Origin of the sequence: Massilia sp. IC2-278 (assembly GCF_020708045.1) — a bacterium.
Taxonomy (GTDB): Bacteria; Pseudomonadota; Gammaproteobacteria; order Burkholderiales; family Burkholderiaceae_D; genus Telluria.
The window spans coordinates 1-25,461 of the sequence record NZ_JAJFES010000025.1 but is presented as its reverse complement, the minus strand read 5'-3'; the positions used below and the strand labels follow the sequence as shown (position 1 = coordinate 25,461).

Genomic DNA, 25,461 nt, shown 5'->3' with positions numbered 1-25,461 from the left:
AAGACATCAGGGAACTCTCCTTCCAAGGCATCGCAAGCTCCAAATTGTTGGCTTGCAACGATCATAAAAGGTGTTACCTATGTCTCTAGCAATGTGTTACCTATGTCCCTGTATCAAACAGGCACTCCGTGCCCACGCGGTTACGTGCTCATCCTTGGGCCTGCTGCGGCGATGGTTCGCTCCGCGGCGCTGACCATGGACGACACGCTAACGATGCGCTTTTGGATGCCGTGCCATATGCGCCGTTTCCCGATTAAACCCGCGTTAACAATGATCATCGTTCCGCGTGGGCACGGAGTGCCCACCGTACGGTCGCCGTCGCCGCTCATTCACCGCAAGCGGTAAAATACCGCCTTCGCTCCATCCCGCCCGCATACCACCATGACCCAACGCCTCATCCTCGCCTCGAACAACGCCGGCAAACTGAAGGAATTCCAGCAAATCCTCGGCCCCATCGGTTTCACCCTGCACCCGCAAGGCGAATTCAACGTCCCCGAGGCGGAAGAGCCGTTCGCCACCTTCGTCGAAAACGCCCTGACTAAGGCGCGCCACGCCGCGCGCCTGACCGGCCTGCCCGCCCTTGCCGACGACTCCGGCGTGTGCGTGAACGCCCTCGGCGGCGCCCCCGGCGTGTACTCGGCGCGCTTTGCCGGCGAACCGAAATCCGACGCCCGCAACAACGAAAAGCTGGTCGCGGACCTCGCCGACAAGGCCGACAAATCGGCCTATTACTACTGCGTGCTGGTCTACGTGCGCCACGCCGACGACCCGCAGCCGATCATCGCCGACGGCCGCTGGGACGGCGAAATCATCGCCACCCCGCGCGGCGACAACGGCTTCGGCTACGACCCGCACTTCCTGATCCCGGCGCTGGGCAAGACCACGGCCGAACTCACGCCCGCAGAAAAAAACGCGCAATCGCACCGCGGCCAGGCCCTGCGCGCACTGGTAGAGAAACTGAAATGATCCCGATTAAAGTCGCCGGCGTGAACGTCGGCGAAGCACGTTCGCCGGCACAGGCGGCCCTGCAATACCTGCAGCCCGGCTCCCTGAACCTGACGGCCCTGCCGCCGCTGTCGCTCTATATCCACTTCCCCTGGTGCGTGCGCAAGTGCCCGTATTGCGACTTCAATTCGCACGAGGGCAAGGGCGAGTTGCCGGAAAAGGAATACCTCGACGCGCTGCGCCTCGACCTGGAGCAATCGCTGCCGCTGATCTGGGGCCGCCGCATCCACACCGTCTTCATCGGCGGCGGCACGCCGAGCCTGATGTCGGCCGCTGGCCTGGACCGCCTGATGTCGGACCTGCGCACGCTGCTGCCGCTGGAACTCGACGCCGAGATCACGATGGAAGCCAATCCCGGCACCTTCGAGGTCGAAAAGTTCCGCCAGTACCGCGAGAGCGGCATCAACCGCCTGTCGATCGGCATCCAGAGTTTCAACGGCGAGCACCTGAAGGCCCTGGGCCGCATCCACGACGAGCGCGAAGCGCTGCGCGCAGTGGAAATCGCGCACAACACCTTCGACAACTTCAACCTCGATTTGATGTACGCGCTGCCCTCGCAGACCCTGGAGCAGGCGCGCCACGATTTGCAGACCGCGCTGTCGTTCGCGCCGCCGCACCTGTCGCTGTACCACCTGACGATGGAGCCGAACACGGTCTTCGCCAAGTACCCGCCGACCCTGCCCGACGACGACGCCAGCGCCGACATGCAGGACATGATCGCCGAGACCATGCCGGCCGCCGGCTACGAGCACTACGAGGTGTCGGCCTATGCGCAGGCAGGCCGGCGCGCACGCCACAACCTGAATTACTGGAACTTCGGCGACTACCTCGGTATCGGCGCCGGCGCCCACTCGAAGCTGTCGTTCCCGCACCGTATCCTGCGCCAGGCGCGCTACAAGCAGCCCAGCTCCTTCATGGAAGCGGCAAAGCGTGGCAACCCGGTGCAGGAAGAACACGAGATCGCCCGCGCCGACATGGGCTTCGAGTTCATGCTCAACACTCTGCGCCTGACCGAAGGCTTCGACCCGAACCTGTTCGGCGAACGCACCGGCATGAGCATCACCGCGATCTCGAAAGCGCTCGACGCCGCCGAAGCCAAAGGCTTGCTCACGCGCGACTTCAAACTGATCAAGCCAACGGAACTGGGCCAGCGCTTCCTCAACGACTTGCAGGAAATGTTCCTCGGCGAAGGCAAATAACGGCCGTAACCTTTGTGATTGGCGGTGTCCTTGTAGGGTGGATTCTCGAACCCACCAAGCAGAACGCAGGCAATCAACCCTGCGTCGCCCCCGCCAACGCCGCTATCGTCTTCGCCAAGCCCTCCACCACCCGCGCCATGCTGTCGTAATCCAGCTTGTCCGGCGTATCCTGCGCCGTGTGGTAGTAGGGATAGCGCATGAACGCCGTATCGGTAATCATCAGCGCCGGATACCCATGCCGGTTATACGATGAATGATCCGACAGCGTCACGCCCATTGTATGCGCCGGCGCCGCCAGCCCCTGGGCCGGGAAGTCCGACGCCTGCTGGAACGCCGCCAGCGCCTGCCGCACCAGCGCCGACGATTCGATCGTGCCGACAAAGGCAATGAAGTTCCCCTTGTCCGGATACTGCCCATCCAGCCCCGGCGGCAGCTGCTGGCTGCCCGCCGCATCCGAGTAATAGCCCATCGTCTCCAGTACCAGCGCGCCTTCGACCGCCAGGCCTTGCCGTTTCAGTTCGGCCGCATGCTGCATGCTGCCCATTTCCTCGCCCAGGAAGAAGGGCGGTTCCTCGTTCACGAAAAACACGAAGCGCACCTCGGTGCCGCTGGCCGGCTGCACCGTCTTGAGCAGGCGCGCCAGTTCCAGCACGGCGGCCGTGCCGCTGCCGTTGTCGTTGGCGCCGGGCGCTCCTTGGGCCGAATCGTAATGCGCGCCGACGATGAAGATGCGCTCCGGCCGCTTGCCCTTCGCCACGTTCGACACCGCCACCTCGATGTTGCGCACCCGCTGCCCGCCGGCCTCGTATTCCTGACGTGACGGCGCATAGCCGGCTTTCTTGAGCGTGGTTTCGATGTAGACGGCGGCGCGCTCGAGCTGGGCAGGCTTGCGCGTGTTGTGCTCTTCAGAAGCAACGGCGGCCACGTGCTCGCGCATGCGCTCGGCGAGCGTGGACGTGGCGCCCGCGTTTTCAGGCGTGAATGTCATGACCGCCACCAGGATGAGCAGGAGGAGCGCAACGATGACTTTCCAATGTGATTGAAAAAAGTTTCGCATGGCAGTGTGTAGCGCCTGAACGGCGCCCTCAATGGCATCTACTGGTAGACCTGTCCAGTGTAGCCAAGTTCAACCCGACACTCCGCACGGCTGCTACGCATATCCAGGCTGCATCAGGACCATTCTAATTGCCACAGCCCATTTGACGTATCACAACTCTCCTGAAGAGCCGCATTCCTCGCCTTTGCGCTGAGCTATCGTAATAGACGCCTTCTTTTCTAGGGAACTTCGGTCATGGCGCCTGGCTTGATAAAAGAATTAACCGCAGCTTTAGTGCAGTTCTCCAGCTCGACCAGATTATATGAACTGAAAGTAGGGGATAAACAGGCTGGAAGTGAGCTATTGGTCGAAGCCTTCTTTGCGGATGACGCCTTGGATGAACCCGGATGGCGCGACATCATCGTGCTGTCCACCACTGCGCATATCGCACTCGAAACCCTGCTCGGCCAGCAGGCGTCCCTGGAAATATGCCTGGCAGATGGCACCCGCACCAGGTTTGCCGGTGATATCAGCGAAGTCGCAATGCTGGGCAGTGACGGTGGATTTGCACGATATCGGGTGCGAATCTCGCCATGGATCTGGCGCCTTGGCCAAGTAAGAAACAGCCGCGTCTGGCAAGACAAGAGCGTGATGCAGATAGTCGACGCGGTTTTCGCCCCCTATCGGCCATTGGCACGGTGGCGCTGGAGCACGGACACGGGTTCGTTCATCGAGCGCGCCGGCAATCGCAGCTACTGTTGCCAGTACCGGGAGTCCGATCTCGATTTTGTACGGAGGCTTCTGGCTGAAGAAGGCCTGTGCTGGCGCTTCGAGCAGACGGAAGAAGGTCCCGGCATGGTCCTGTTTTCAGACAGCAGCCTGCTTACCGCAGTGCCCGAGGACCCCAGTAGCAAACTTGGCGGAGGGATCCGCTACCACGGCGCACATGCGGTCGAGTCACAGGACACCGTGCAGGGGATGATCGAACAGCGGCGCCTGCATGCTTCGCTCGCCACCGTACTCAGTCCCGATTACAAATCCAAGTTGGTCATCGCTGCAAGCTCGCCCACACGCATCGAGCACTCGCGCAAGCTGGCGCCCATCGAATCGTATGACGTTGCCGGCCAGTGCGCTTACACCGGTTGGGCACAGGCGGCGCGTTATGCCGACCTGCAGATGGAAGGATGGGAGGCGCGTGGACAGCTTTGGTATGGCCGGTCGACGGTGCGTACGCTCCAGGCCGGAACGCGGTTGGCCATGACCGGCATGCCGCGCCAGGCACGCGAGAAGCCGACGTTCACAGTCTTGCGCGTGCTGAGCATCGGCGTGAACAACCTGCCGCCGCCGGCACGGCATGCACTTGCCGAATTGTTCCGTCCGATTCCCGAGTTGTTGCAGGAATCGCTGCCGCGCCACCATCCGGCCGGTCTGGAAACTGCTGCGGCACAGGCTATCGAATCGGGTTATGCCAATTGCTTCGATGCGGTGCCGACGCGGTTTCCCTGGCGTCCGCAACTACCCGACAGCAACGGGCGCACCAACGCAAAGCCAACCGCCCACGGCAGCCAGACCGCCATCGTGATAGGCGCCGATGGCATAGACATACCAAACGGTCCCAACGAACTGTATTGCGACCGACTGGGACGCGTGCGCATCCGCTTCCATTGGCAGGAAAGCGGCGATGCGAGCTGCTGGGTGAGGGTGGCGCAGCGCTCGGCGGGCGGCGGCATGGGCAGCCAATTCCTTCCGCGTATCGGCCAGGAAGTACTGGTTCAATTCCTGGAAGGCGACATCGACCGGCCGATCATCATTGGCGCGCTATACAACGGCCGTGGAGAAGGCGGGATTGTCCCGACTCCGGGCGGACGACGCGATGCGTCGAGCAATACATCGGTATTCAAGCATGCGCACGACCACGCACCTTCGGCACAAGGCAATCTAGCAGGTGGAAATAGCCCGGTCTGGCATGGCGCATCCAGCGACAGTGCCGGCCACCAGAATGGCGCTGCGCAGTGGGGAATACGCAGCAAGGAATTCGGCGCCTCGGGCTATAACCAGCTGCTATTCGACGACACCGATGCGCGGGGACGGATTCAACTGAAATGCACCCATGCTGCGACCGAACTGAATCTCGGCCATTTGATCCACGCTGCCGATAACTATCGCGGCAGCTTTCGTGGTCTTGGTGCGGAACTGCGTACCGACGCTTACGGCGCCGTGCGTGCTGGGGGCGGATTACTGATCTCCAGTTACTCAGTTGCGCATAGCGCAGAACGACGTGATGCAGCCGGCGAAAACGGGGCAGGGACCGCAATGCTGAAGCAGGTAACACAGCTGGTGCATTCGCTCAACGCGGCTGCCTTGACACATCAGACTGTCGGGCTGGCTGCGCATCTCGGCGCGCACGAGGCCAACGCCAGCACATTGGACGACAAGGCAGCGCCACTCGCCGCCATGTTGCGTGCCTTATCCGGCGCAGTTAACCCGGATAGCCTCGCTGGCGCGCAGAGTGACGTTGCTGCCCGGAACACCGAAGGGAGCGGCAACAAATTACCGCATTTGGTCGACCCGCTGATCGTCATTTCAGCAAAGGATGGTTTCGGCGCCGCTGTGGGCCAGAGCCTGCAGCTCGCAAACGGTGAAACCGTCAGCCTGGTCAGCGGCCAGGATACGCAATTCGTCTCAGGCGGGCAGATGCGTGTGCACAGCGGCCAGGCCATCGGCGTACTGGGTGGGGCGGTAAAGGCAGGGGAGGGTGGTGTCGGACTACAAATGATTGCAGCGAAAGATGCGATCGACATTCAGGCGCAGAGCGATGAACTGAAGATACAGGCGCGCGAGGACATCAACGTCATCAGCGCGAATGCCCATATCGACTGGGCAGCGGCCAAACGCATCAGTTTGTCGACTGCGGGCGGCGCCAATATCACGATCGAAGACGGCAATATCACGGTGCAGTGCCCTGGGAAGATCACGGTCCACGCCGGCAAGAAAAGCTTTATCGAACCGGCGAGCCTGAATTACCCGCTACCGAAACTGCCGAGATCGGAACTGGAAAAGCGTCCCCTGCAATTCAAGATGCGCCTGGCTGATACGCCTGGTTCCAACGGGCATGCATTGGCGAACACGCCCTGGAAGATCGCATACGGGGAGATGCCCGATGGCCTTGGTCTGATCGACGACAAAAAGCTGGTTGCACAAGGGCTGACGGACGACAAAGGAAATGTTGTTCTGAGCAGCGCGGAAGAGGAAGCGCTCGCTGCAGCCTATGCCATGCATCCCGACCGTACCTGGCTCGTCTACCCCGGTCATGTCGTGCGTGTCGATGTACGCACCGAGTCGCCTGATTGGGATGCGAAAGAAACGCTTCTGCACGCGTTAGACGCTGCGGACTTCAGCCCCGACCTGCATACATCCGTCTTCGGCGATGGGGCCATGCCGCAAACACGCTATGCCAAGGAAGCACTCGAGGTCGCCTCAAGCGGCATCTTCCCCAGAATCAAAACCTGATATTTATCTCTCTTCTGCGGATTTCCGTTCCTGCTATGACCAACAAACACATTGCGCAATTGGTCTCGAAAGATGGTAAAGCCATCGCTCCTGCAACCTCCGCACCAGGATGTTTTATCCATGACGGTGTACCGGTTGAAAAGCATCCTGACATGTCATGGGGAAGCGTATTTTCCGAGCCTTCCAGCGGCAACAAAGTAGATTTCTACGTTACCGGCGAAGAGTATTTTGCTGCCGTCGCCGCCGCCATCGACGGTGCAAAGAAGTCGATTTATATCGCAGGGTGGCAGGTTAATTTCGATGTCGAGCTGGCGGGAGGAAAAACATTGTTCCAGTACCTGGAAAAGGCGATCGACCAGCGGCCTCTCCTGCGTATCTACGTGATGCCTTGGCTGTCGCCCAAGGTGGGTGTCGATACAGGCGACTTTGAAACCATGCTGGCAGTCTTTCAGCTGAATGCTGGATTGAACTCCGCAGCGCGCGCGTTCGCATTGCCGGCGATTGCCCAGAGCGATATGGCAGGTGCATTGGGTATTGGCTTTTCTCACCATCAAAAACTTGTGGTCATTGACGAGGAACGCGCTTTTGTCGGTGGAATCGATCTGGCGTATGGGCGGCGCGACGATGGTCGATTTTCCCTGGCGGCAGACGGGCGGAAAGGAAACGAACTCTACAACACTTGCATTCCACCGGTCCATACGCTTTCGAAAGTCGATCAGGTTGGATATTTGACACGTGCTGAGTTGTTTTGTGCCTGCTTCGATGGAAAGCTTGCCGGCGCTGCGGCATGGGGTAGCTCGGGACCAGCAAAGCCGCTCGCCATGGTGCAGGATGCGATGGCTACGGTTAGTAATGCCGTTCAGGATGCGCTTACGGTTGTCAGCAATTGGTGGGCAACGGGCGATGTTGTACCTCAATTCGTTCGTAGAATGCAGGATATTCCTATAGACGCGAACCAGAAAACAGCGCGCTGGGCTTACCGACGGATAGATAAAGAACTGAATGGGAAACTCGAAGGACTCCGTGAAACCGGGAGTGCGTACGCAGCTAACACGGCAGCGGTACTGATGGCGTGGTTGAACAATGCAAGTCTCGAGCAACTTCCAGCAGAGCTCCGAACCGGCAGCATTGAACTGATCAAAGCGTTCATGCTCGTGACTTTGAGCCAGCTGAGTCAAACTGCGAATTCACGCAAGCAACGCTATGCAAATTTGCAGGAGTTGAGAAAGATCGTCCCAGCTAGTGGCAAGATTATTTCTTCTGCTCAGCCACGTATGCCTTGGCACGACGTTCATTCATCTATTACCGGACCTGCAGTTAGTGATCTGTGCCGGAACTTTGTTCGCCGCTGGAATGGTCTGGCACACAGCTATGAAAAATCACATTCCCGATTGGCGATACCGAAAGAAGCAGAACCTCTTTTCGATACGTTCGGCTTGAAACAACTTGCTCAGCTTCGAATTCCGCGTGTCTCCGCCCCACCTGCGCAATCTGTACAAGCCAAGACAGGAAAGAGTTGGGTACAGGTCCTGCGTAGTGCACCGTCAGCAATGCAACAGGATGAGACTAGGGCAGACGCACGAAATAAGAACGGCAATATCAGCACACCTGCGCAGAACAATTGTTTAAAAGCAATGCTTACAGTAATCCACAGTGCACAAAAGTTCATCTACATAGAGGGGCAATTTTTTCAATCGGCTTTTGGAATAGAACAGCTTGGCCGACCGGAAGATTCGGCTTCGGATCCGATGGCAGCGTTAACTGACATTACCGCTTTGCCAGGATATGAAAAGTTTGCCAAGCAATTAGAAATTTATGGGCTTAACCCCAATCAAGTGCCTGGCGCAATAAGAGTTTCACAGATTGACGACATAAGGCGTGATGCCAGTGGGGAGGGTGCAGCTTTTCTTAGAGATCTTGATTCTGTTCTTAAGAATATTGCATCCATAAAAACATCGAAGGTGCTGGGTAAAGCGCAGGATGCACTTCTTAATCCTATTGGTGCAGCACTTGCTGGCAGAATTGAACGCGCGATTTATGATGGGGAACCCTTTCATGTTTATATTGTTCTTCCAGTTCATCCTGAAGGAACACTTAATACCCTCAATATCATGACGCAATTGCACTTGACAATGCAGTCGCTGATATTCGGAAGTGATAGCCTGGTGAATAGGGTCAGGCGTGCATGTTTGATTAAGAAGCTGCAGGGAAACAAAAAAATAAAAAAAGAGGAAGCTCAGGCTTTAGTCAGGAAATATACGCTCGATAAGTTAGAAAAAGATTCGGGTGATCAATGGAAAAACTATTTAACTTTGTTAAATTTGCGCAATTGGCAGATGTTGGAGAAACGTCCAGTAACTGAACAGATTTATGTTCATTCAAAATTGCTTATTGTAGATGATCGGGTGGCGGTGTTAGGTAGTGCCAACATCAATGATCGCAGCCAGATCGGTAACCGGGATTCTGAGTTGGCTGTAATCGTACGCGATGATGAACAGGTTGCAGTAACGTTGGATGGAGTACGTCAAGATTTTGTAAGTATGAATGTTCATCAATTGCGGGTTCGTTTATGGAAGAAGTTGTTCGGTCTTATGGGAGGCGCAGAGCCAGCAAACGAATTGGTATCGTTTATTGAAAAGCCTGCTGCGAAAGAAACGTGGAAGGCAATTCAGCAGGTTGCATTTTCGAATGCAATCGCGTACCAGAATGCTTTTCCTTTCTTAGCCCATGTTCAAGGAAAGCCTAGTTCCATTTGGCCGACATGGGATAAAAAAACGAAGAAATTGCTGCATCATATGCCATTCAACGAGCGTTTTTGGCGAGTCAATCAAGTAAGGGATTTGGCATTGTCGTGGGATGCGACGGGGCGTAAAGCTGAAACTAGCCCTGCAAATATCCACGGATTCATAGTTGCGCTACCTATATCGTGGACGGCAGGTGAGAACAATTCATCTGGAATGAACTTGACTCTTCTGGCTGAAAATGATGTGAATGAAAATGTCGATCAAATGATTTCTAGGGTTAATGATAAAGGATACGAAGAAAAAAAGGCATGGAGTTAAAAATGAGCTTGCAAAATCAAATTTTACTCCGTTTGTCTGTTTTTTTTTCCTTCAGAGGTGCAGCCTCTCTCTTTTGTCGTATGCCTCTGTTTTTTTTGATTGTATCCATTGCAAATTTAGGCGGGTGCAACACAAAGACAGAAAAAGTCAAACCCATGCAAGTAGATGGGGAGGACGCAGTTCCGTCTCGATTGCCGACATCCGAGGAAATGTTTCAGATAACAGCGCCGGGGTATCAGGGAGTGTTGGATGAGAAATCAGAATGTCTTGGCCGTCTTGTATTTGAAGTCGGTCAGGAGGTGCAATGGCCCACCTATTACCGTTCCGAATATCCAAAAGGCGTGTTTAATCGATCCTTTGGCAAGCAAATTGCTGCCTCAGGCGATACGATGCGCTTCGGTGATACGTACATCGCTGTTATCAGCTCGATTGAAGGAATTAGTAAGGAAACAGTATTCGAGAGTACGCCTGCAGCAGTGGAAGAGGGTTTGTTGAATAATATCAGGGAAAGTCGTGCTTACATTGAAAGGCAAAAGGAAGAAGTCAAGAATCTCGAAGTTGCTAAGAAAAACATAGAGGATGCTGAGGAGTGGATTCAAGGCTGGGAAAAGACGATCAAGGAAGACAAGGAAACCTTTGAGGATTTCGCGCCTGGTGTGCCGGCCAGCCAAGGCTATTGGAGGAGCGAAATCGAAGGAAACGATGAAGAAAACCGTTACTCTATCTTGCGAGCCTATTTGACTCGTGGTGAGCATATCTACATCTTTGAATCTTCTGTAAGAATGCATACGCCGTCAGACAAAGAAAAGCATCAACGTGACTTTTCGCAAATGCTGACCACTTTCCGTACGCGTGCCCCAAATGAAATTCCGTCCGAACCCGGCGTTTGCTTTCCTTTTGGCTTCATTCCAGATGACGGCAGAACCGTCGTCGAATTCAAGCAATCACTGCGGTTCCATGATGCTCCAGCCGTGCTCTACACCATCGAAACCGGCACTGTCCACCCTCGCCGGTTGAAGACCACCGTATTCATGGCAGCAGCTACCTCAAGTATGAATCCACCGCCGGCAAGTGAAGCGAGTGATGTACGGGCGGTTGTTAAGGAGCGTATCGGTCCACATTCCACTCAGATGGGAGGCGTGAAAGCCATGCAAGGTGGCGTCGTCATGAAAGCCGAAGCCAAAGGCATCAAGTACGATGTATACGATGTGTATAGTGGTTATTCCGGCTGGCTTGGTACGGCCGTGCTGCCATACATGCTGGTCGAAATGCAGACCGTGAACATGCAACAAGCGACTGAGCTCAAACAGTACCCGCCTCCATACGAACAAAGCAAGGAGCGCTTGGACGTCATGTTGAAGAGCATGCGCTGGCGACCAACTAGTCCGCCAATGTCGGAGTTCGTGAAAAAGTAATTGCTGAATTAAAGCATCGCACGGTCACGAAATACGGAGATGAGGACGAAAAAAAAACCGGAGCACAAGGCTCCGGTTTTTATGCGATCAAGCTGGCAAGGATCAGCGCGCTGCCTGCGCCTCGGCCACAGGCTCGCTCCACCCGCCACCCAGCACGCGGTACAGCGTGACCTGGTTCTGCAGGCGCGCCAGGTTTGCTTCCACGCTCTGCTGCTGTGCCTGGAACAGCGAACGCTGCGCATCCAGCAGATCGAGCTGGCTGGCCGCACCGCTGCGGTAGCGCAGGTCGGACAGGTTGAAGCGGTCCTGCTCGGCCTCGGCCACCGCACGCTGGGCGCGCAGCTGCTCGCTGTAGGTGGCCTGGCCGGCCAGCGCGTCCGCCACTTCGCGGAACGCGGTCTGGATCGAGCGCTCGTACTGGGCCACGGCGATGTCGCGGCCGGCACGGGCCGATTCCACGCCGGCGCTCACGCGGCCATAGTCGAAGATCGGCAGGATCGCCTGCGGCGCGAAGCTCCAGCCGAAGGTGCCGCTCTTGAACAGGCCCGACAGTTCGTCGCTGACGCTGCCGGCGCTGCCGGTCAGCGAAATGCGCGGGAAGTAGTTCGCGCGCGCCGCGCCGATGTTGGCATTCGCCGCGATCAGCTGCTGCTCGGCCGAACGGATGTCCGGACGCACGGTCAACAGGTCCGACGGCAGGCCGGCAGGCAGGTCCGGCAATTCGGTCGTCGCCAGGGTGGCCCCCTGCGGCAGGTCGGCCGGGATCGGCTGGCCAACCAGCAGGGTCAGCAGGTTGTTGTCCTGCTGGCGCAGGCGGCGCAGTTGCGCCAGGGTGGCGCGGGCCGTTTCCACCAGCGAGGCCGACAGCTGCAGGTCGAGCTTCGACGACACGCCGTTGTCGAAGCGCAGCTGGGTCAGGCGCAGCGATTCTTCACGGGTTTTCAGGGTCTGCTCGGTGAGCGCCAGCAGTTCGTCGTCGGCCAGCAGCGACAGGTAGCTGTTGGCCACCGAGGCGATCAGGCTGATGTGGGTGGCTTTGCGCGCTTCCTCGGTGGCGAGGAATTGCGCCAGCGCCGCTTCCGACAAATTGCGCACGCGGCCGAACAAATCGAGCTCGAAGGCGGACACGGTCAGGCCGGCCTGGTACACGCTCTGGATCGGCAGGTCTTCGCCGGTGGTCTGGCGGCTGCCGGTGACGGCTGCCGACACGGTCGGCAGGCGGTCGGCACGGGCGATGCGGTACTGGGCGCGGGCCTGCTCGATGTTCAGGATCGCCACGCGCAGGTCGCGGTTGTTCGCCAGCGACAGCTCGATCAGCTGGCGCAGGCGCGCATCGGCGAAGAAGCGCTGCCAGGCGAGGTTCGCCGGCGCTTCGCCAGTGGCGGTCGGCAGGGCCGTGCCGCCGGCCTGCGGCATTTCCGGGAATGCCGGGGCGACCGGTGCGGCCGGGCGCTCGTACTTCGGTGCCAGGTTCACGCAGCCGGCCAGGGCCAGCGCCAGGACCAGGGGGGTAAAACGTTTAGTCGTGGTCATTACAGTCATTGGATTTTTTCCTTCGCTACGCTGCCGGTGTCTTCGTGGTGCGTGTACAGGTCGTTCTGGCGCTTGCTGCCCTTGAACAGCGTACGCACCACAACGAAGAACACAGGCACGAAGATCACGCCCAGCACGGTTGCGGTGATCATGCCGCCCATCACGCCGGTACCGATGGCGCGCTGGCCGGCACCGCCGGCGCCGCTTGCGATCACCAGCGGCAGCACGCCGAGGATGAATGCCAGCGAGGTCATGATGATCGGGCGGAAACGCAGGTGAGCCGCTTCGAGTGCCGCCTGGATCGGCGACCGGCCCTGCGCCTGCAGGTCCTTCGCGAACTCGATGATCAGGACCGCGTTCTTCGCTGCCAAACCGATAATCGTGATCAGGCCGACCTTGAAGTAGACGTCGTTCGACAGCCCGCGTGCATAGGCTGCCAGCAGCGAACCCAGGATACCCAGCGGCACCACCAGCAGCACGGCCACCGGAATCGTCCAGCTTTCGTACAGCGCGGCCAGGGCCAGGAACACCGCCAGCAGCGAGAAGGCGATCAGGATGAACACGGTCGAACCCGACAGGATTTCCTCGCGCGACTGGCCGGTCCATTCATACGCGAAGCCAGGCGGCAGCTGGGCTGCCAGGCGCTGCATCTCTTCCAGTGCCTGGCCGCTCGAGTAGCCCGCGGCCGGTTCGCCGGTGATCTTCATCGACGGATAGCCGTTGTAGCGGATGGTCTGCATCGGACCCGTGACCCATTCGGTCGAGGCGAACGAGGACAGCGGCACCGGACGGCCCTGGGTGTTCAGGGCGTTGATGCGCAGCAGGTCGTCCGGCTGCATGCGGTTCGGCGCATCGGCCTGCACGATCACGCGCTGCAGGCGGCCGGCGTTCGGGAAGTCGTTCACGTAGCTCGAACCCAGCGAGGTCGACAGCGCATTGTTGATCGCGCCGAAGGTCACGCCCAGGGCTTGCGCCTTGTCGCGGTCGATATTCAGCTTCAGCTGCGGCGCGTCTTCCAGGCCTTCAGGGCGCAGGCCGGTCAGGACCTTGCTCTGCATCGCCATGCCCAGCATCTGGTTACGTGCTTTCACCAGCGCTTCGTGGCCGTTGCCGCCGCGGTCCTGCAGGCGGAACGAGAAGCCGGTGCCGGTACCCAGTTCAGGGATCGGCGGCGGGCTCACCACGAAGATGAACGAGTCGCGCAGGGCGCCCATGTGCATCGTGATGCGGTTCGCAAAGGACTGCGCATCCTGGCCATCGCCTTTACGGTCGCTCCAGGCCTTCAGCGGAATGAAGGCGAGACCCATGTTCTGGCCCTGGCCCGAGAACGAGAAGCCGGTCACGGCCACGATATTCGCGTATTCCGGCTGCTTCATGACGAAGTCTTCGAGCGCGTGCAGCACCACGTTGGTACGCTCGGCGGTGGCGCCAGGCGGCAACTGGATGTTGGCGATAACGTAGCCCTGGTCTTCGTTCGGCAGGAAGGAGTTCGGCAGGCGGGTGAACAGCAGGCCGACCACGCCGACCAGCACCACGAACACGACCATCCAGCGGCCGGCGCGTTGCAGGATCGAGCCGACGAAGCCCTCATAGCGCTTGGCGCCGGCGGTGAAGTTACGGTTGAACCAGCCGAAGAAACCCTTCTTCTCGTGGTGGTGGCCCGCTTCGACGGGTTTGAGCAAGTGCGCGCACAGTGCCGGGGTCAGCGACAGCGCCAGGAAGGCCGAGAAGGCGATCGAGGTCACCATCACCGCCGAGAACTGGCGATAGATGTTACCGACCGCGCCGGCGAAGAAGGCCAGCGGCACGAACACCGACATCAGGACCACGGTCACGCCGATAATCGCGCCCGAGATCTGGCCCATGGCCTTGCGGGTTGCCTGTAGCGGCGGCAAGCCTTCCTCGGACATGATGCGTTCGACGTTCTCGACGACCACAATCGCATCGTCGACCACGATACCGATCACCAGCACCATGCCGAACATGGTCAGCACGTTGATCGAGAAGCCCAGCGCCAGCAGGCAGGCGAAGGAACCCAGCAGCGCGACCGGGACGACGATGGTCGGGATCAGGGTGTAGCGGAAGTTCTGCAGGAAGATGAACATCACGACGAACACCAGCGCGATCGCTTCGAGCAGGGTATGCACCACTTGTTCGATCGAGATGTTGATGAAGGTGGTCGAGTCGTAAGGAATCGTGTACTTCATGCCATGCGGGAAGAACTTCGAGAGTTCCTGCATGCGGGCCTTGATCAGGTCGCCGGTTTCGAGTGCGTTACCCGACGGCGACAGCTGGACGCCGATACCGGCCGACGGCTTGCCGTTCAGGCGGGCAGAGGTAGCGTAGGCCTGGCCACCGATCTCGATGCGGGCGACGTCCTTCAGGCGCACGGTGGAGCCGTCCGGGTTCGCGCGCAGCACGATGTTGCCGAACTGCTCGACGGTTGCCAGCTGGCCGGCCACGACGACGGTGGCGGTGATCTGCTGGCCCTGCGCCAGCGGCAGGTCGCCGATGGTGCCGGAAGCAACCTGGGCATTCTGCTGGCTGATCGCGCTGTTCACGTCCGACGGCGACAGGTTGAAGCCGACCAGCTTGGCCGGATCGATCCAGATACGCATCGCCTTCTCGGTACCGAACAGCTGGGCCTGGCCCACGCCCTTGATACGCTGCAGTTCCGGCAGGACGTTACGCGAAGCGTAGTCGCCCAGCGCCACCGGGTCCCAGTTCGGATCGTCCGACGACAGGATGGTGAACAGCAGGAAGTTGGAACGCGATTTGTCGACGCGCACACCCTGTTGGGTCACGGCCGGCGGCAGGCGCGGGGTCGCACGCGACAGGCGGTTCTGGACGTCGACCTGTGCCAGGTCGGGGTCGGTGCCGGTCTCGAACGAAATGGTGATGGAACCGGTGCCGTTGGCCTGGCTGGTCGATTCCATGTAGATCATGCCTTGGGCGCCGTTCATCTCGCGTTCGATGACGGAGATGACGGAGTCTTCGAGCACCTGTGCCGACGCGCCCGGATAGGCGACGTTGACGACGATCGAAGGCGGCGCCACGGTCGGGTATTGCGCGATCGGCAGCTGATTGACGGCTACACCGCCAAGCACCATGATGAACAGCGCGATCACCCAGGCAAAAATAGGGCGGTCAATAAAAAAACGTGCCATGAAAAGTCCTGTTCGTTTACTCAGTAGTGACTCGGCGAGCCATTACTGGCGGCTCTGGCCTGGGGTCGTCGCGCCGGCGGCCGGCGAACCGGCATCCGGGGTGCGCGAACCGGCCGCGGCATTCGTGGCGGTGGCGCCGGCGGCGTTCGGCTGCTGCGCAGGGTTGCCTGCGGCGGCGGCCGGGGCGGCGTTCGCGTTCGGCGCAGTCCAGGCGACCGGCTGCACCGGGGTGCCTGGCGGCAGCATCTGCAGCTTCTGGAAGCCGTCGACCATCACGCGTTCGCCTTCCTTCAGGCCGTCGGTGACGACCCAGTTGCTGCCTTCCTGCGACGCGATTTTCACAGTGCGCGGGGTCGGCTTGTTGTCGGCGCCGATCACCATCAGCGAGTCGCCGGTCTGGCCGCCGCGGGTCACGGCCTGCTGCGGGATCAGGATGCCCGACGGCAGTTCGGCCTGCGCCAGGCGCACGCGCACGTACTGGCCCGGGAGCAGGGCGTTGTCCGGGTTCGGGACTTCGGCGCGCAGGGTCACCTGGCCGCTGGTCGGGTCGACGGTCACGTCCGAGAACAGCAGCTTGCCCTGGCGCGACAGCACGGTGCCGTCGTCCAGGATCACCGAGACCGGAATGGCCGAGTCGATGCCCTTGCCGCCGGCCTGCTTGCGCAGGCGCTGCAGTTCCGAAGCCGACTGGGTGATGTTCAGGTACATCGAATCGGTTTGCTGGATCAGGGCCAGCTGGGTGGCTTCGCCGGCCGAGACCAGGGCGCCTTCGGTGACCAGCGCGCGGCCGATGCGGCCCGAGATCGGTGCGTACACGTTCGAGTAGCCGACGTTGATCTGCGAAATCTTCAGCTGGGCCTGGGCCGAACGGACGTCGGCACGGGCTTGCTCGGCGGTGGCGACGGCGTTGGTGTATTCCTGCTTGCTGATGGCGTTGGCTTCGACCAGCGGCTTGTAGCGGTCGACGATGGCCGCTGCCGCGGTCAGGTTGGCCTGGGCACGGCCGACCGAGGCCTGGGCCGCGTTCAGCTCGGCCTGGTAAGGGGCCGGGTCGATCTGGTACAGGGACTGGCCCTGCTTGACGATGCTGCCTTCGGTAAAGGTGCGCTTCAGTACCACGCCATTCACGCGGGCACGGACTTCGGCCGTGCGGATCGCTTCGACGCGTGCCGGCAGTTCGGTTTCCAGGGCAACCGACTGGAATTTGGTGGTGATGACGCCGACTTGCGGCGGCGGCATCTTGGCGCCGGCGGCGCCTTGTTCGGCATCTTTCTTGCCGCAGGCCGACAGCAGGGTCACTGCCATCAGCGTGCAGGCGGCGATCCGGGTCATGGACAGAGGAGAGGAGTGGGCAGAGCGCATTACGTGTGCTTCCTTCTGGTTTTATTAAAAAGACAAAACCGTCCTCAAGGCCCCTGTCGAGGCCCTGCGCACGGTAGGTCACTGGCTTTTACGGATTTTTTTATATACTATCACGAGTGTATGTTTAACGTGGTGCACCACAACAAAATTGGAGTGAGACATGGCCCGCAGGACCAAGGAAGAAGCGGCCGCTACGCGGGACAGCATTCTTGATGCAGCAGAGCAATTGTTCGTTGAGCAAGGTGTATCGCGGACGACCTTGCAGCATATCGCAACGGCCGCGGGGGTGACGCGCGGCGCGATTTATTGGCATTTCGACGACAAAGGCGCACTTTTCAATGCCATGATGGAAAGGGCGACCCTGCCGTTCGAGTGCAGCCTGGCCACCCAGAAGGACGACGACGAGGTCGTGGCGCTCGACGATCTGCGCAGCATGATGCTCGATATCTTCCGGGTCACCGAGCAGGACCCGAAGGCGCGCCGCGTGTTCGAGATCGCTTCGCTGAAAGTGGAGTTCGTCAGCGAGCTCGACGCCGTGCGCGTGCGCCGCAGCCAGAGCAAGCAGGAATGGATGGATTTCGTGGAAAAGCGGATTCGCCTCGGCATCAAGGGCGGCCAGATCCGCGCCGACGTCGACCCGCACGTGCAGGCGCTCGGTTTGTGGTCGCTGATGGATGGCCTGATCCGCACCTGGATGTTCGAGCCGGATTCGTTCAGTTTGCTGGAGGTCGGGCGCCAGGTGGTCGACACCCTGCTCGACGGTATCCGCGCGCAACGGGCTAAATAATATAAAAAAAGCGCGGATCAGCCGCGCTTTCTTCAAGATGCCGCCACCGGCGGCACCGCCTTCATCAGGCTGCCACGCGCAGCTCTTCGATCATCTTCTTCAGCTTGGCCGAATCCGCCACGAACGCGCGGATGCCTTCGGACAGCTTCTCGGTACCCATTGCGTCTTCGTTCAGCATGAAGCGGAAGGTCTTTTCGTCGATGGCGATCTTCTCGATGTCGGCGCTTTCGTCGGCCACCAGCTTGCGCTCGACCGATGCATCGCTGTCGGCCAGCTTTTGCAGCAGGTCCGGCGAAATGGTCAGCAGGTCGCAACCGGCCAGTTCCAGGATCTGCGAGGTGTTACGGAAGCTCGCGCCCATGACTTCGGTCTTGTAGCCGAACTTGCGGTAGTACTGGTAGATGCGCTTGACCGACTGCACGCCCGGATCGTCGGCGCCCTGGTAGTCGGTGCCGGTGGATTTCTTGTACCAGTCGTAGATGCGGCCGACGAACGGCGAAATCAGCTGCACGCCCGCTTCGGCGCAGGCCACGGCCTGGCACAGCGAGAACAGCAGGGTCAGGTTGCAGTGGATGCCTTCCTTCTCCAGGATCTCGGCGGCGCGGATGCCTTCCCAGGTCGAGGCGATCTTGATCAAGACGCGCTCGCGCGCCACGCCGGCCTTTTCGTACAGGGCGATCAGTTCGCGGCCCTTGGCGACGGTCGCTTCGGTATCGAACGACAGCGCCGCATCGATCTCGGTTGACACGCGGCCCGGCACGTACTTCAGGATTTCGACGCCGAAGGCGATCAGCAGGCTGTCGACGATCGCTTCCACCGACGCGCCGTTGGCGTCAGCGACCGCCTTTTCCAGCAGCGGACGGTATTCCAGCTTCTGCACGGCCTTCAGGATCAGCGACGGATTCGTGGTCGCATCCTGCGGCGCATAGGCCTTGATCGACTGGAAATCGCCGGTATCGGCCACGACCGTGGTGTATTGCTTCAGTTGTTCGAGTTGATTCATATAATTTGCCTATTTAACAATATAACCGAATATTCTGTGCATCGTCGACAGCTTGGCTTTCGTAGGGTGGACACCTGTGTCCACGCGGTACAACGCCTGCATATCGAACATCCAAACCTAGGGTGGGTTCTCGAACCCACCAACACGGCCAATCAGCAATCCGTCGCCTCGATAAACGCGGCCACCATCGCCTCCAGCCCGATACGATCCTCTTCCGTAAACCGCTCCAGGGTCGGACTATCGATATCGAACACGCCCACCAGCTTGCCATCCTTGATCACCGGCAGCACGATTTCCGCATTCGACGCCGAATCGCAGGCGATATGCCCCGGAAACGCATGCACGTCCGGCACGACAACGGTCTTGCGCTCGACGGCAACCGTGCCGCACACCCCGCGCCCGAACGGAATCCGCGCGCAGGCAGGCTTGCCCTGGAACGGCCCGACCAGCAGATCCTGGCCTTCGCCCTTCTTCGACGGAACGGTGAAATAGAAACCGGCCCAGTTCAGGTCGGCAAGGGTGTCATAGACGAGCGCGGAAAACTGCGAGGCGTTCGCGGTCAGGTCGCGTTCGCCTTCGAGGACGCTGGCGATCTGGCGTACCAGCAGGTCGTAGTCGGGACGGGTGCTGCGTTCTGGATTGATGTGCATGGACGGGCCGTGGTGCTGGACGAAAACCGCTATTCTACAGCCAGCCCGGACGATCCTGGGCGCGCACCCCGCGTACCCTGGTGGATGCCTGCTACAGGCGCTGCCGCGTCAGCGCAGGCGCGCCGCCAGCTCGGCCATCTGCGCCTTCCACTTTGCCGCCTGTTGTCCCGACCACAGCTGTGCCAGCTCGGACGACCCGGGCTGGCCGACCCGCGCCAGCGCCTTGTGCGCGAGCGGCGCCAGGCTGGCGATCTGCGCACGCGGCTGGCGCTCGAGCCAGGCCGACAGCGCACGCGGCAAGGTGGCGCTACGCTTTCCGCGCGCCGCCGCCACCACCTCGGCCGCTGCGACCACTGTCGCGCCCTCCGATGCGTCGACCACATCGGCGGACAAGGCCGCTTCCAGCGTGGGCGCCAGCGCCGCCTTGCCCTGCGAGCCGGTGCACTCGCTGATCCAGTCCAGCGCATCGTCGTTCTCGAAACTGCCGGTACCCCAGGCGCCCGCCCAGGCGGACGAGGACAGGGCCATGCACAGCGCGAATGCAGGGAGGATTCTCATTGTTTGTCTCGTTTGTCCAGGTGCTGCAAGGTCGGGCCGTTCGGCGCAATTTGTATTTACTAATGACAAGTATAAACTTGCATTGCTTCTATAACAATATAAAACATCCATCAATGACAAGGCCCCGGCAACGCATGGCGCTGCCGGGGCCGAGGCGCAACAACGTGGGCGCGTTACTTCAGCGTGATCTCGAACAGCGCCGTGGTGCCGCTGATCTCGTTGGCCACGATCAGCATCGGCTTGCCGTTCGGCGACTTCGCCGCCGGCAGCACGACCAGGCCTTCCGGTCCACGGTCGCCGCCGTTCACGATGCCGTTGTCGCCGTTGGTGTTCTTGACCACGGTGCCGCTGCTGGCGCGGGTATTGATGTAGGTGACGTACTTCGACGCCGCCGGATCGGTCACGTCGTACACCATCACGCCGCCCACGCGCTCCAGGCCGATGAAGGCGAAGGTCTTCTTGCCGAAGCGCTGCACCACCACGCTTTCCGGTTCCGGTCCCTTGTTCGGGCTGCGCGCATCGAGGGCGTCGGCTTCGTCGTGGCCGGTGTTGAACGGGAAGTCATAACCCGGCGTGCCGGCCAGCTGCGCCGTGATCGTCTCGAAGCCGTCGCCCGAGTCGTACACGCGCGCGCCGGTTGCGGCATTCCAGATCGAGAACGAACGGCCGCCGAAGGCGTAGAGCTCGGTGCACTGGCCGGCCGCGTTCTTGCCCGTGTTGCCGCCGTTCGGCGTGGTGGTGATGCGCAGGCGGCCCAGGTTCGAGTCGCGCGTCAGGTTCGCCAGGTCGCCGCTGAAGCGGGCCGGGTCGAGGCCGGCCGTGCCGCAATAGTCGCGCACGCGGGTTTCCTCGTTAAAACCGGGCCAGTCGGCGCGGGCATCGCCTTCGTTGGCGGTCACCAGGTAGGTCACGCCGCCCACGGTGTAGTTGGCGATGCCGTCCGGCAGGTACATGCCCTTCACCGGCACCGGCGCGATCTTCACCAGCGGGGTGCCGCTATTGGTGTTCACGCCGCCGTCCTCGTTGCTGACGTCCATGCCCATGCCGGCCAGGCTGTGGTCCTTGTAGCCGAGCGGACGCACGGCGTTGACTTTCGCCCCGGCGATGTCGACCACGGCGATCGCATTGTTTTCCTGCAGCGTGACGTAGGCGGTCTTGCTGTCGGCGCTGACCGTCACGTATTCCGGCTCCAGGTCTTGCGCCACCGTCGCGCCGGGTCCGTAGATGCGCACGCCGCTCGCGCGCAGGGCGTCGGCCTGGCTGTTAAAGGCGCCGAAGCCGGCGCGGCGCTCGACCGGCTTGCGCACGTCGCTCACGTCGATGATGCTGACCGAGCCTTCCGGATCGGCGGAGTCGGCCTGGCCATAGCTGTTCGGCTCGCCCTCGTTGGCGACGACCACGTAGCGTCCGTCCGGGGTAAACGTGAGCATGTCGGGCAGGGCGCCGACGCCGACGGTCGACAGCGTGCCCAGGTCGGCCGCGCTGACAAAGGCGACCGTCCCGTTGGCGGTCTTCGGATTGGCCTGGATCGCCAGCGCCACGACACCGTTCGACACCGTCACGCTGTTCACGCTGGCCAGGTTCGCGCCGAACGACTCGGTGCGCAGGGTGCCGACCTGCACCGGATTGCGCGGATCGGCGATGTTCCACACCTCGACGGTGCCGGTGCCGGAACCGTTGACCACGAACAGGCGCTTGCTCAGCGGGTCGTAGGCCGGGATTTCGTGGGTGTCGGCCAGCTTGCCGTCGACCACGTCGCCGCCGAAGCCGGCGATTTTCGCCAGGCTCAGGCTGGCGGGCGTGGGGTCGATCACCGGCAGTCTGGCGGCGGCCTGGCCCAGGGCATCGGCGAAGCTGCTGTTGTTGTCGCTGACGGCCGTGCCGAGCTTGACCAGCAAGCCGTCGATGGCATTGCCGGCCGTGGCGGTGAAGGCGGTGGCGACCGGGTCGAAGCTGGCCGGCAGCGCCACCGAGGCCGGCAGCAGGGTGGCCAGCTGCGCCGTGGCAGCCGCCGGCGCCTCCTTGCCGATGGCGCGCAGCGCGGCCGGGTCGGCTTTCATGCGGGCGAACCAGGCGCTCGGGTTCTGGCCGGCCAGCACGGCCGTTTGCAGGCTGCTCAGCGTGGTGACGTTCGCCACGCCTTCGCTGACGGCCAGCGCATGCAGGCGCTGGGTGTTCTCGGCGCCGGCCGCACTGCCGATGCGCCCGCCCGACACTTCGATGGCGCAGGGCAGGGCCAGGTCCTTCGACGGTGTGACCGCCCAGGCGCCGTCGCTGCCGGTGCTGATGCCGTCCTGGCTGCCGGCCGCGCATTGCACGGCAACGCGCGCACCCACCAGCGGCGCGCCGACCGCGGCCACGCCCTGCAGCTGGATCGCATCGCCGTCATCGGCGCCGCCGCATGCCTGCAACATCACCATCGTTGCGACCGCCACAGCGATCACGGTTCCCCGCCCTTTGTATGCCTGCATTTCGCGTCTCCTTGGAAAGGCTTGCATTCTAGGAAAGGCACATGACAGGATCGTGACGCCAGGCGGCAAACGGTTTTCATGGAGTGCGGTCGGCGTCCGGCGGCGGCACGATCCAGCTGTGCATGCGCTCCTCGTACACGGACACGGTCGGCACCGGGAAGTCCGGTTCAGCAAACGCCCCGACCGGAATCATGACGAAGCCGGGCAGCGCCTCGGGTTCGTAGTACACCGTGGTGCCGCAGATCGGGCAGAAGTGAAAGACGGCGCGCGTGCCTTCGTCGCCGACGCGGACATACCGCGTCGAGCGGCCCGCGACGCTGACGTTCTCGCGCGGAAAACGCGCCTGCTGCGCAAACGGGCTGCCGGTGCGGCGCTGGCAGGCCAGGCAGTGGCAGATCGAGTTGCGCACCGGGTCGCCGCTGGCCCGGGCCGTCAGCTGGCCGCAACTGCAGGAAGCGAGTCGGGTTGCCATGTGACCTCCAAAGAATGCGAGCACCCCCCGGGACGGGCGTTTATTCCAGGGTCCAGACGTACTGCAAGATCACGCTGGCCGGCTCTTCCTTCCCTTCCGGGAACTTGAAGGCGCATTTCGCCAGCGCGACCAGGGCGGTCCTGTCCAGCTCTACGAAGCCCGACGACTTGAGTACCTTGCCTTCGAGGATAGCACCGTCCCTGTTCATCACGAATTCAAGTGTGACCGTGCCTTCCTCTCCGTTGCGCACCGACGATTTCGGATACTCGGGGCGCTTGCATGCCTTGTCGCCGGGGCCGGGGCGGGCGACCGAGGGCGTGGTCTTGAAGGCATATGCTTGGCTAAAGGCTGACAGCGGCGCTGCCAGTGCAAGGGCACAGACGAGAGGGAGAAGGATTTTCATTGTCGGTTTCCGCAATTGGTCGAAGGATGGGTCGCTCATTGTCCGGTGGGGCTGGCTTGTTATCAACGAAGACCGTGCCCGGCTTGCTCGCGAGCGGGCGCTTGCGCGCCGGCGCCACCAGTTCGTCGAGCGTGTGCTTCAGCCCGGCCGTGGTGCGCCAGTAGCCCGAATCCATGGACGACAAACCAGCAGCGGGAAGCGCGTCAACTCTACCGTAACAAAGGCTATGTATGCGTGGCCGAGGAAAGCGTACACGCCTTTTGCAAGGACATGGTGAACGAAACATGGGAGCTGGACCTGTAACCAGGCGCCCAGCCGGAATCAGGTCGTTGCGGCATCCGTGACCGCGGCGCCCGACAGCGCCCGCCGCAGATCGTCCAGCGTGGCCGGCTTGGTCAGGTGCAGGTCGAAGCCGGCTGCGCTGGCGCGGCCGAGGTCGGCCTGCTGCCCATAGCCGGTCAGCGCCACCAGGCGCGTGTCATTGCCGCCGCGCCGGATCGCCGCCGCCAGCGCATAACCGTCCATGTCGGGCAGGCCGATATCGAGGATGGCCAGCGCCGGCCGGCAGCGCATGCATTCGGCCAGCGCCGCCGCCGCCGTGTGCGCGACGCGCACCTCGTGGCCGAGCTGTTCCAGCAGCAGGGCGGTGGTGGCGGCGGCATCGGCGTTGTCGTCCACCACGAGTATCGATTGACGCTGCGCTGGCGCCGTCTGCACCGCGGCCGGCGCAGGCGCGGCCTGCGCGGCGAGCGGCAGCTCGACCACGAAGCGGCTGCCGCAGCCCGGGCCGTCGCTGTGGGCGCGGATGCGGCCGCCGTGCAGCTCGACGATCTTGCGCACGATGGCCAGGCCCAGGCCGAGCCCGCCGGTGCTGCGCGCCAGCTGCTGCGGCGCCTGGTAGAAGGGCTCGAACACGCGCGCCAGCAGCTCGGGCGGCATGCCGATGCCGCTGTCGGCCACTTCCAGCCGCGCCCAGCCTTCGCTGGCGCTCAGGCCGACGCGCACCACGCCGTTGCCGAAGCGTTCCGCGTTCGACATCAGGTTGTTGACCACTTGCGCCAGGCGGCTGTCGTCGCCGTTCACCCACAGCGACTCGGGCGCCGCCAGTTCCACCGTCATGCCGGGGCGGACGGTGGCGGCGTGGCGCACCAGGTCGGCCAGGTTCAGCGGCTGCAGCTCGAACTGCATCTTGCCGGTGGCGATGCGCGAGACGTCGAGCAGATCGTCGACCAGGCGTTTCAGGTGCTGGACCTGGCGCCGCATGATGGTGCGTTCGCGCTCGCTGGACCGCTCACCGCGCAGGTCCATCAAATCGAGCGAGGCGACGATGGGGCTGAGCGGGTTGCGCAGCTCGTGGCCGAGCATGGCCAGGAATTCGTCCTTGGTGCGGCTGGCTTCGTGGCTGGCGGCCAGCGCTTCCTCGAGCGAGGCGAGCAGGCGCGAGCGCTCGGCTTCGTGCGCGGCGCGCTGGGCTGCGGCGGCCTCGATGGCCTGGCCCATGAGCGCGAATTCCTTCACGCGCGACGGCGCGATGTGCGCGTCCGCGCCGGCGCCCAGGGCCGCCGTGCCTTGCTGCAGGCTGCGGAAAGTGCGGGCGATGCGCGCCGACAGCAGCCAGGCCGCGCCGATGCTGGCCAGCAGCGAGGCCGCCAGGCCCCAGCCATAGATGGCCACGCCCTGGAAGGCCGCCGCGCCGATGGCCGTCTTCGGCACGCCCACCGCAACCGTCCAGCCGTAGTGCGAGACCCGGGTATAGGCGCTGGCGACGGCTTCGCCTTCGAGCGTGGTGGTGCTGCCCACGCCCTCGGGGGCGGCGCCCTGCATCAGC

General features: G+C 61.7%; 17 protein-coding genes. 6 read left to right on the top strand and 11 right to left on the bottom strand.

What is annotated here, in order from left to right; genetic code table 11:
* The first annotated feature begins 381 nt into the window (after positions 1–381).
* Together rdgB and hemW are read left to right on the top strand one after the other, a co-directional pair.
* Entirely contained in the window at positions 382–966 is a 585-nt protein-coding gene (rdgB, locus tag LK540_RS24095; RefSeq protein WP_229439941.1) for an RdgB/HAM1 family non-canonical purine NTP pyrophosphatase, read from the top strand.
* Positions 963–2,204 (top strand): radical SAM family heme chaperone HemW, encoded by a 1,242-nt coding sequence (gene hemW / locus LK540_RS24090; protein ID WP_229439940.1) that lies wholly within the window; start codon positions 963–965, stop codon positions 2,202–2,204. The genes rdgB and hemW overlap by 4 nt, the downstream gene beginning before the upstream one ends.
* Positions 2,205–2,277: 73 nt before the next feature.
* Here the strand turns inward: hemW and LK540_RS24085 are convergent, their stop codons facing one another.
* The gene (locus tag LK540_RS24085) at positions 2,278–3,192 is read right to left on the bottom strand and encodes a M28 family peptidase (protein ID WP_229439939.1); all 915 of its coding nucleotides are present in this window, start codon (positions 3,190–3,192) and stop codon (positions 2,278–2,280) included.
* Between the two features lie 303 nt (positions 3,193–3,495).
* Here LK540_RS24085 and LK540_RS24080 point away from each other — a divergent pair, with 303 nt between their 5' ends.
* From LK540_RS24080 to LK540_RS24070, 3 genes are read left to right on the top strand one after another with little or no spacing between them, the layout of a single operon-like run.
* Positions 3,496–6,750, top strand: coding sequence for a type VI secretion system Vgr family protein (locus LK540_RS24080; RefSeq protein WP_229439938.1), 3,255 nt, complete (start codon positions 3,496–3,498; stop codon positions 6,748–6,750).
* A 35-nt stretch (positions 6,751–6,785) separates the two neighbouring features.
* Positions 6,786–9,812, top strand: a complete 3,027-nt coding sequence (locus tag LK540_RS24075; protein WP_229439937.1) for a phospholipase D-like domain-containing protein — start codon at positions 6,786–6,788, stop codon at positions 9,810–9,812.
* Complete coding sequence (locus tag LK540_RS24070; RefSeq protein ID WP_229439936.1) at positions 9,803–11,227, top strand: T6SS immunity protein Tli4 family protein; 1,425 nt, start codon at positions 9,803–9,805, stop codon at positions 11,225–11,227. The genes LK540_RS24075 and LK540_RS24070 overlap by 10 nt, the downstream gene beginning before the upstream one ends.
* Before the next feature lie 102 nt (positions 11,228–11,329).
* Here the strand turns inward: LK540_RS24070 and LK540_RS24065 are convergent, their stop codons facing one another.
* The 3 genes from LK540_RS24065 to LK540_RS24055 are packed head-to-tail and all read right to left on the bottom strand — an operon-like array spanning position 11,330 to position 17,289.
* The gene (locus LK540_RS24065) at positions 11,330–12,760 is read right to left on the bottom strand and encodes an efflux transporter outer membrane subunit (RefSeq protein WP_229439935.1); all 1,431 of its coding nucleotides are present in this window, start codon (positions 12,758–12,760) and stop codon (positions 11,330–11,332) included.
* A gap of 5 nt (positions 12,761–12,765) precedes the next feature.
* A complete protein-coding gene (locus LK540_RS24060; protein WP_229439934.1) occupies positions 12,766–15,927 on the bottom strand; it encodes an efflux RND transporter permease subunit in 3,162 nt (1,053 codons plus the stop codon).
* 42 nt (positions 15,928–15,969) lie between these two features.
* Complete coding sequence (locus LK540_RS24055) at positions 15,970–17,289, bottom strand: efflux RND transporter periplasmic adaptor subunit (RefSeq protein WP_229439933.1); 1,320 nt, start codon at positions 17,287–17,289, stop codon at positions 15,970–15,972.
* 259 nt (positions 17,290–17,548) lie between these two features.
* Between LK540_RS24055 and LK540_RS24050 the strand changes: the two genes are divergently transcribed.
* Complete coding sequence (locus tag LK540_RS24050; protein ID WP_229439932.1) at positions 17,549–18,076, top strand: TetR family transcriptional regulator; 528 nt, start codon at positions 17,549–17,551, stop codon at positions 18,074–18,076.
* Between the two features lie 64 nt (positions 18,077–18,140).
* Here LK540_RS24050 and tal read toward each other — a convergent pair whose 3' ends face one another.
* From tal to LK540_RS24015, 7 genes are all read right to left on the bottom strand, one after another.
* A complete protein-coding gene (gene tal, locus LK540_RS24045) occupies positions 18,141–19,079 on the bottom strand; it encodes a transaldolase (RefSeq protein ID WP_229439931.1) in 939 nt (312 codons plus the stop codon).
* 152 nt (positions 19,080–19,231) lie between these two features.
* Positions 19,232–19,729, bottom strand: a complete 498-nt coding sequence (locus LK540_RS24040; protein WP_229439930.1) for a GAF domain-containing protein — start codon at positions 19,727–19,729, stop codon at positions 19,232–19,234.
* Between the two features lie 108 nt (positions 19,730–19,837).
* Positions 19,838–20,287, bottom strand: coding sequence for a DUF4259 domain-containing protein (locus LK540_RS24035; RefSeq protein ID WP_229439929.1), 450 nt, complete (start codon positions 20,285–20,287; stop codon positions 19,838–19,840).
* A gap of 173 nt (positions 20,288–20,460) precedes the next feature.
* On the bottom strand, positions 20,461–22,758 hold the full coding sequence (locus LK540_RS24030) for a choice-of-anchor I family protein (RefSeq protein WP_229439928.1): 2,298 nt from the start codon (positions 22,756–22,758) through the stop codon (positions 20,461–20,463).
* A gap of 76 nt (positions 22,759–22,834) precedes the next feature.
* Positions 22,835–23,230, bottom strand: coding sequence for a GFA family protein (locus tag LK540_RS24025; RefSeq protein WP_229439927.1), 396 nt, complete (start codon positions 23,228–23,230; stop codon positions 22,835–22,837).
* 40 nt (positions 23,231–23,270) lie between these two features.
* Positions 23,271–23,633, bottom strand: a complete 363-nt coding sequence (locus tag LK540_RS24020) for an energy transducer TonB (RefSeq protein ID WP_229439926.1) — start codon at positions 23,631–23,633, stop codon at positions 23,271–23,273.
* A gap of 321 nt (positions 23,634–23,954) precedes the next feature.
* Positions 23,955–25,461 (bottom strand): ATP-binding protein (locus LK540_RS24015; protein ID WP_229439925.1); only part of this gene is annotated, 1,507 nt, incomplete at its 5' end.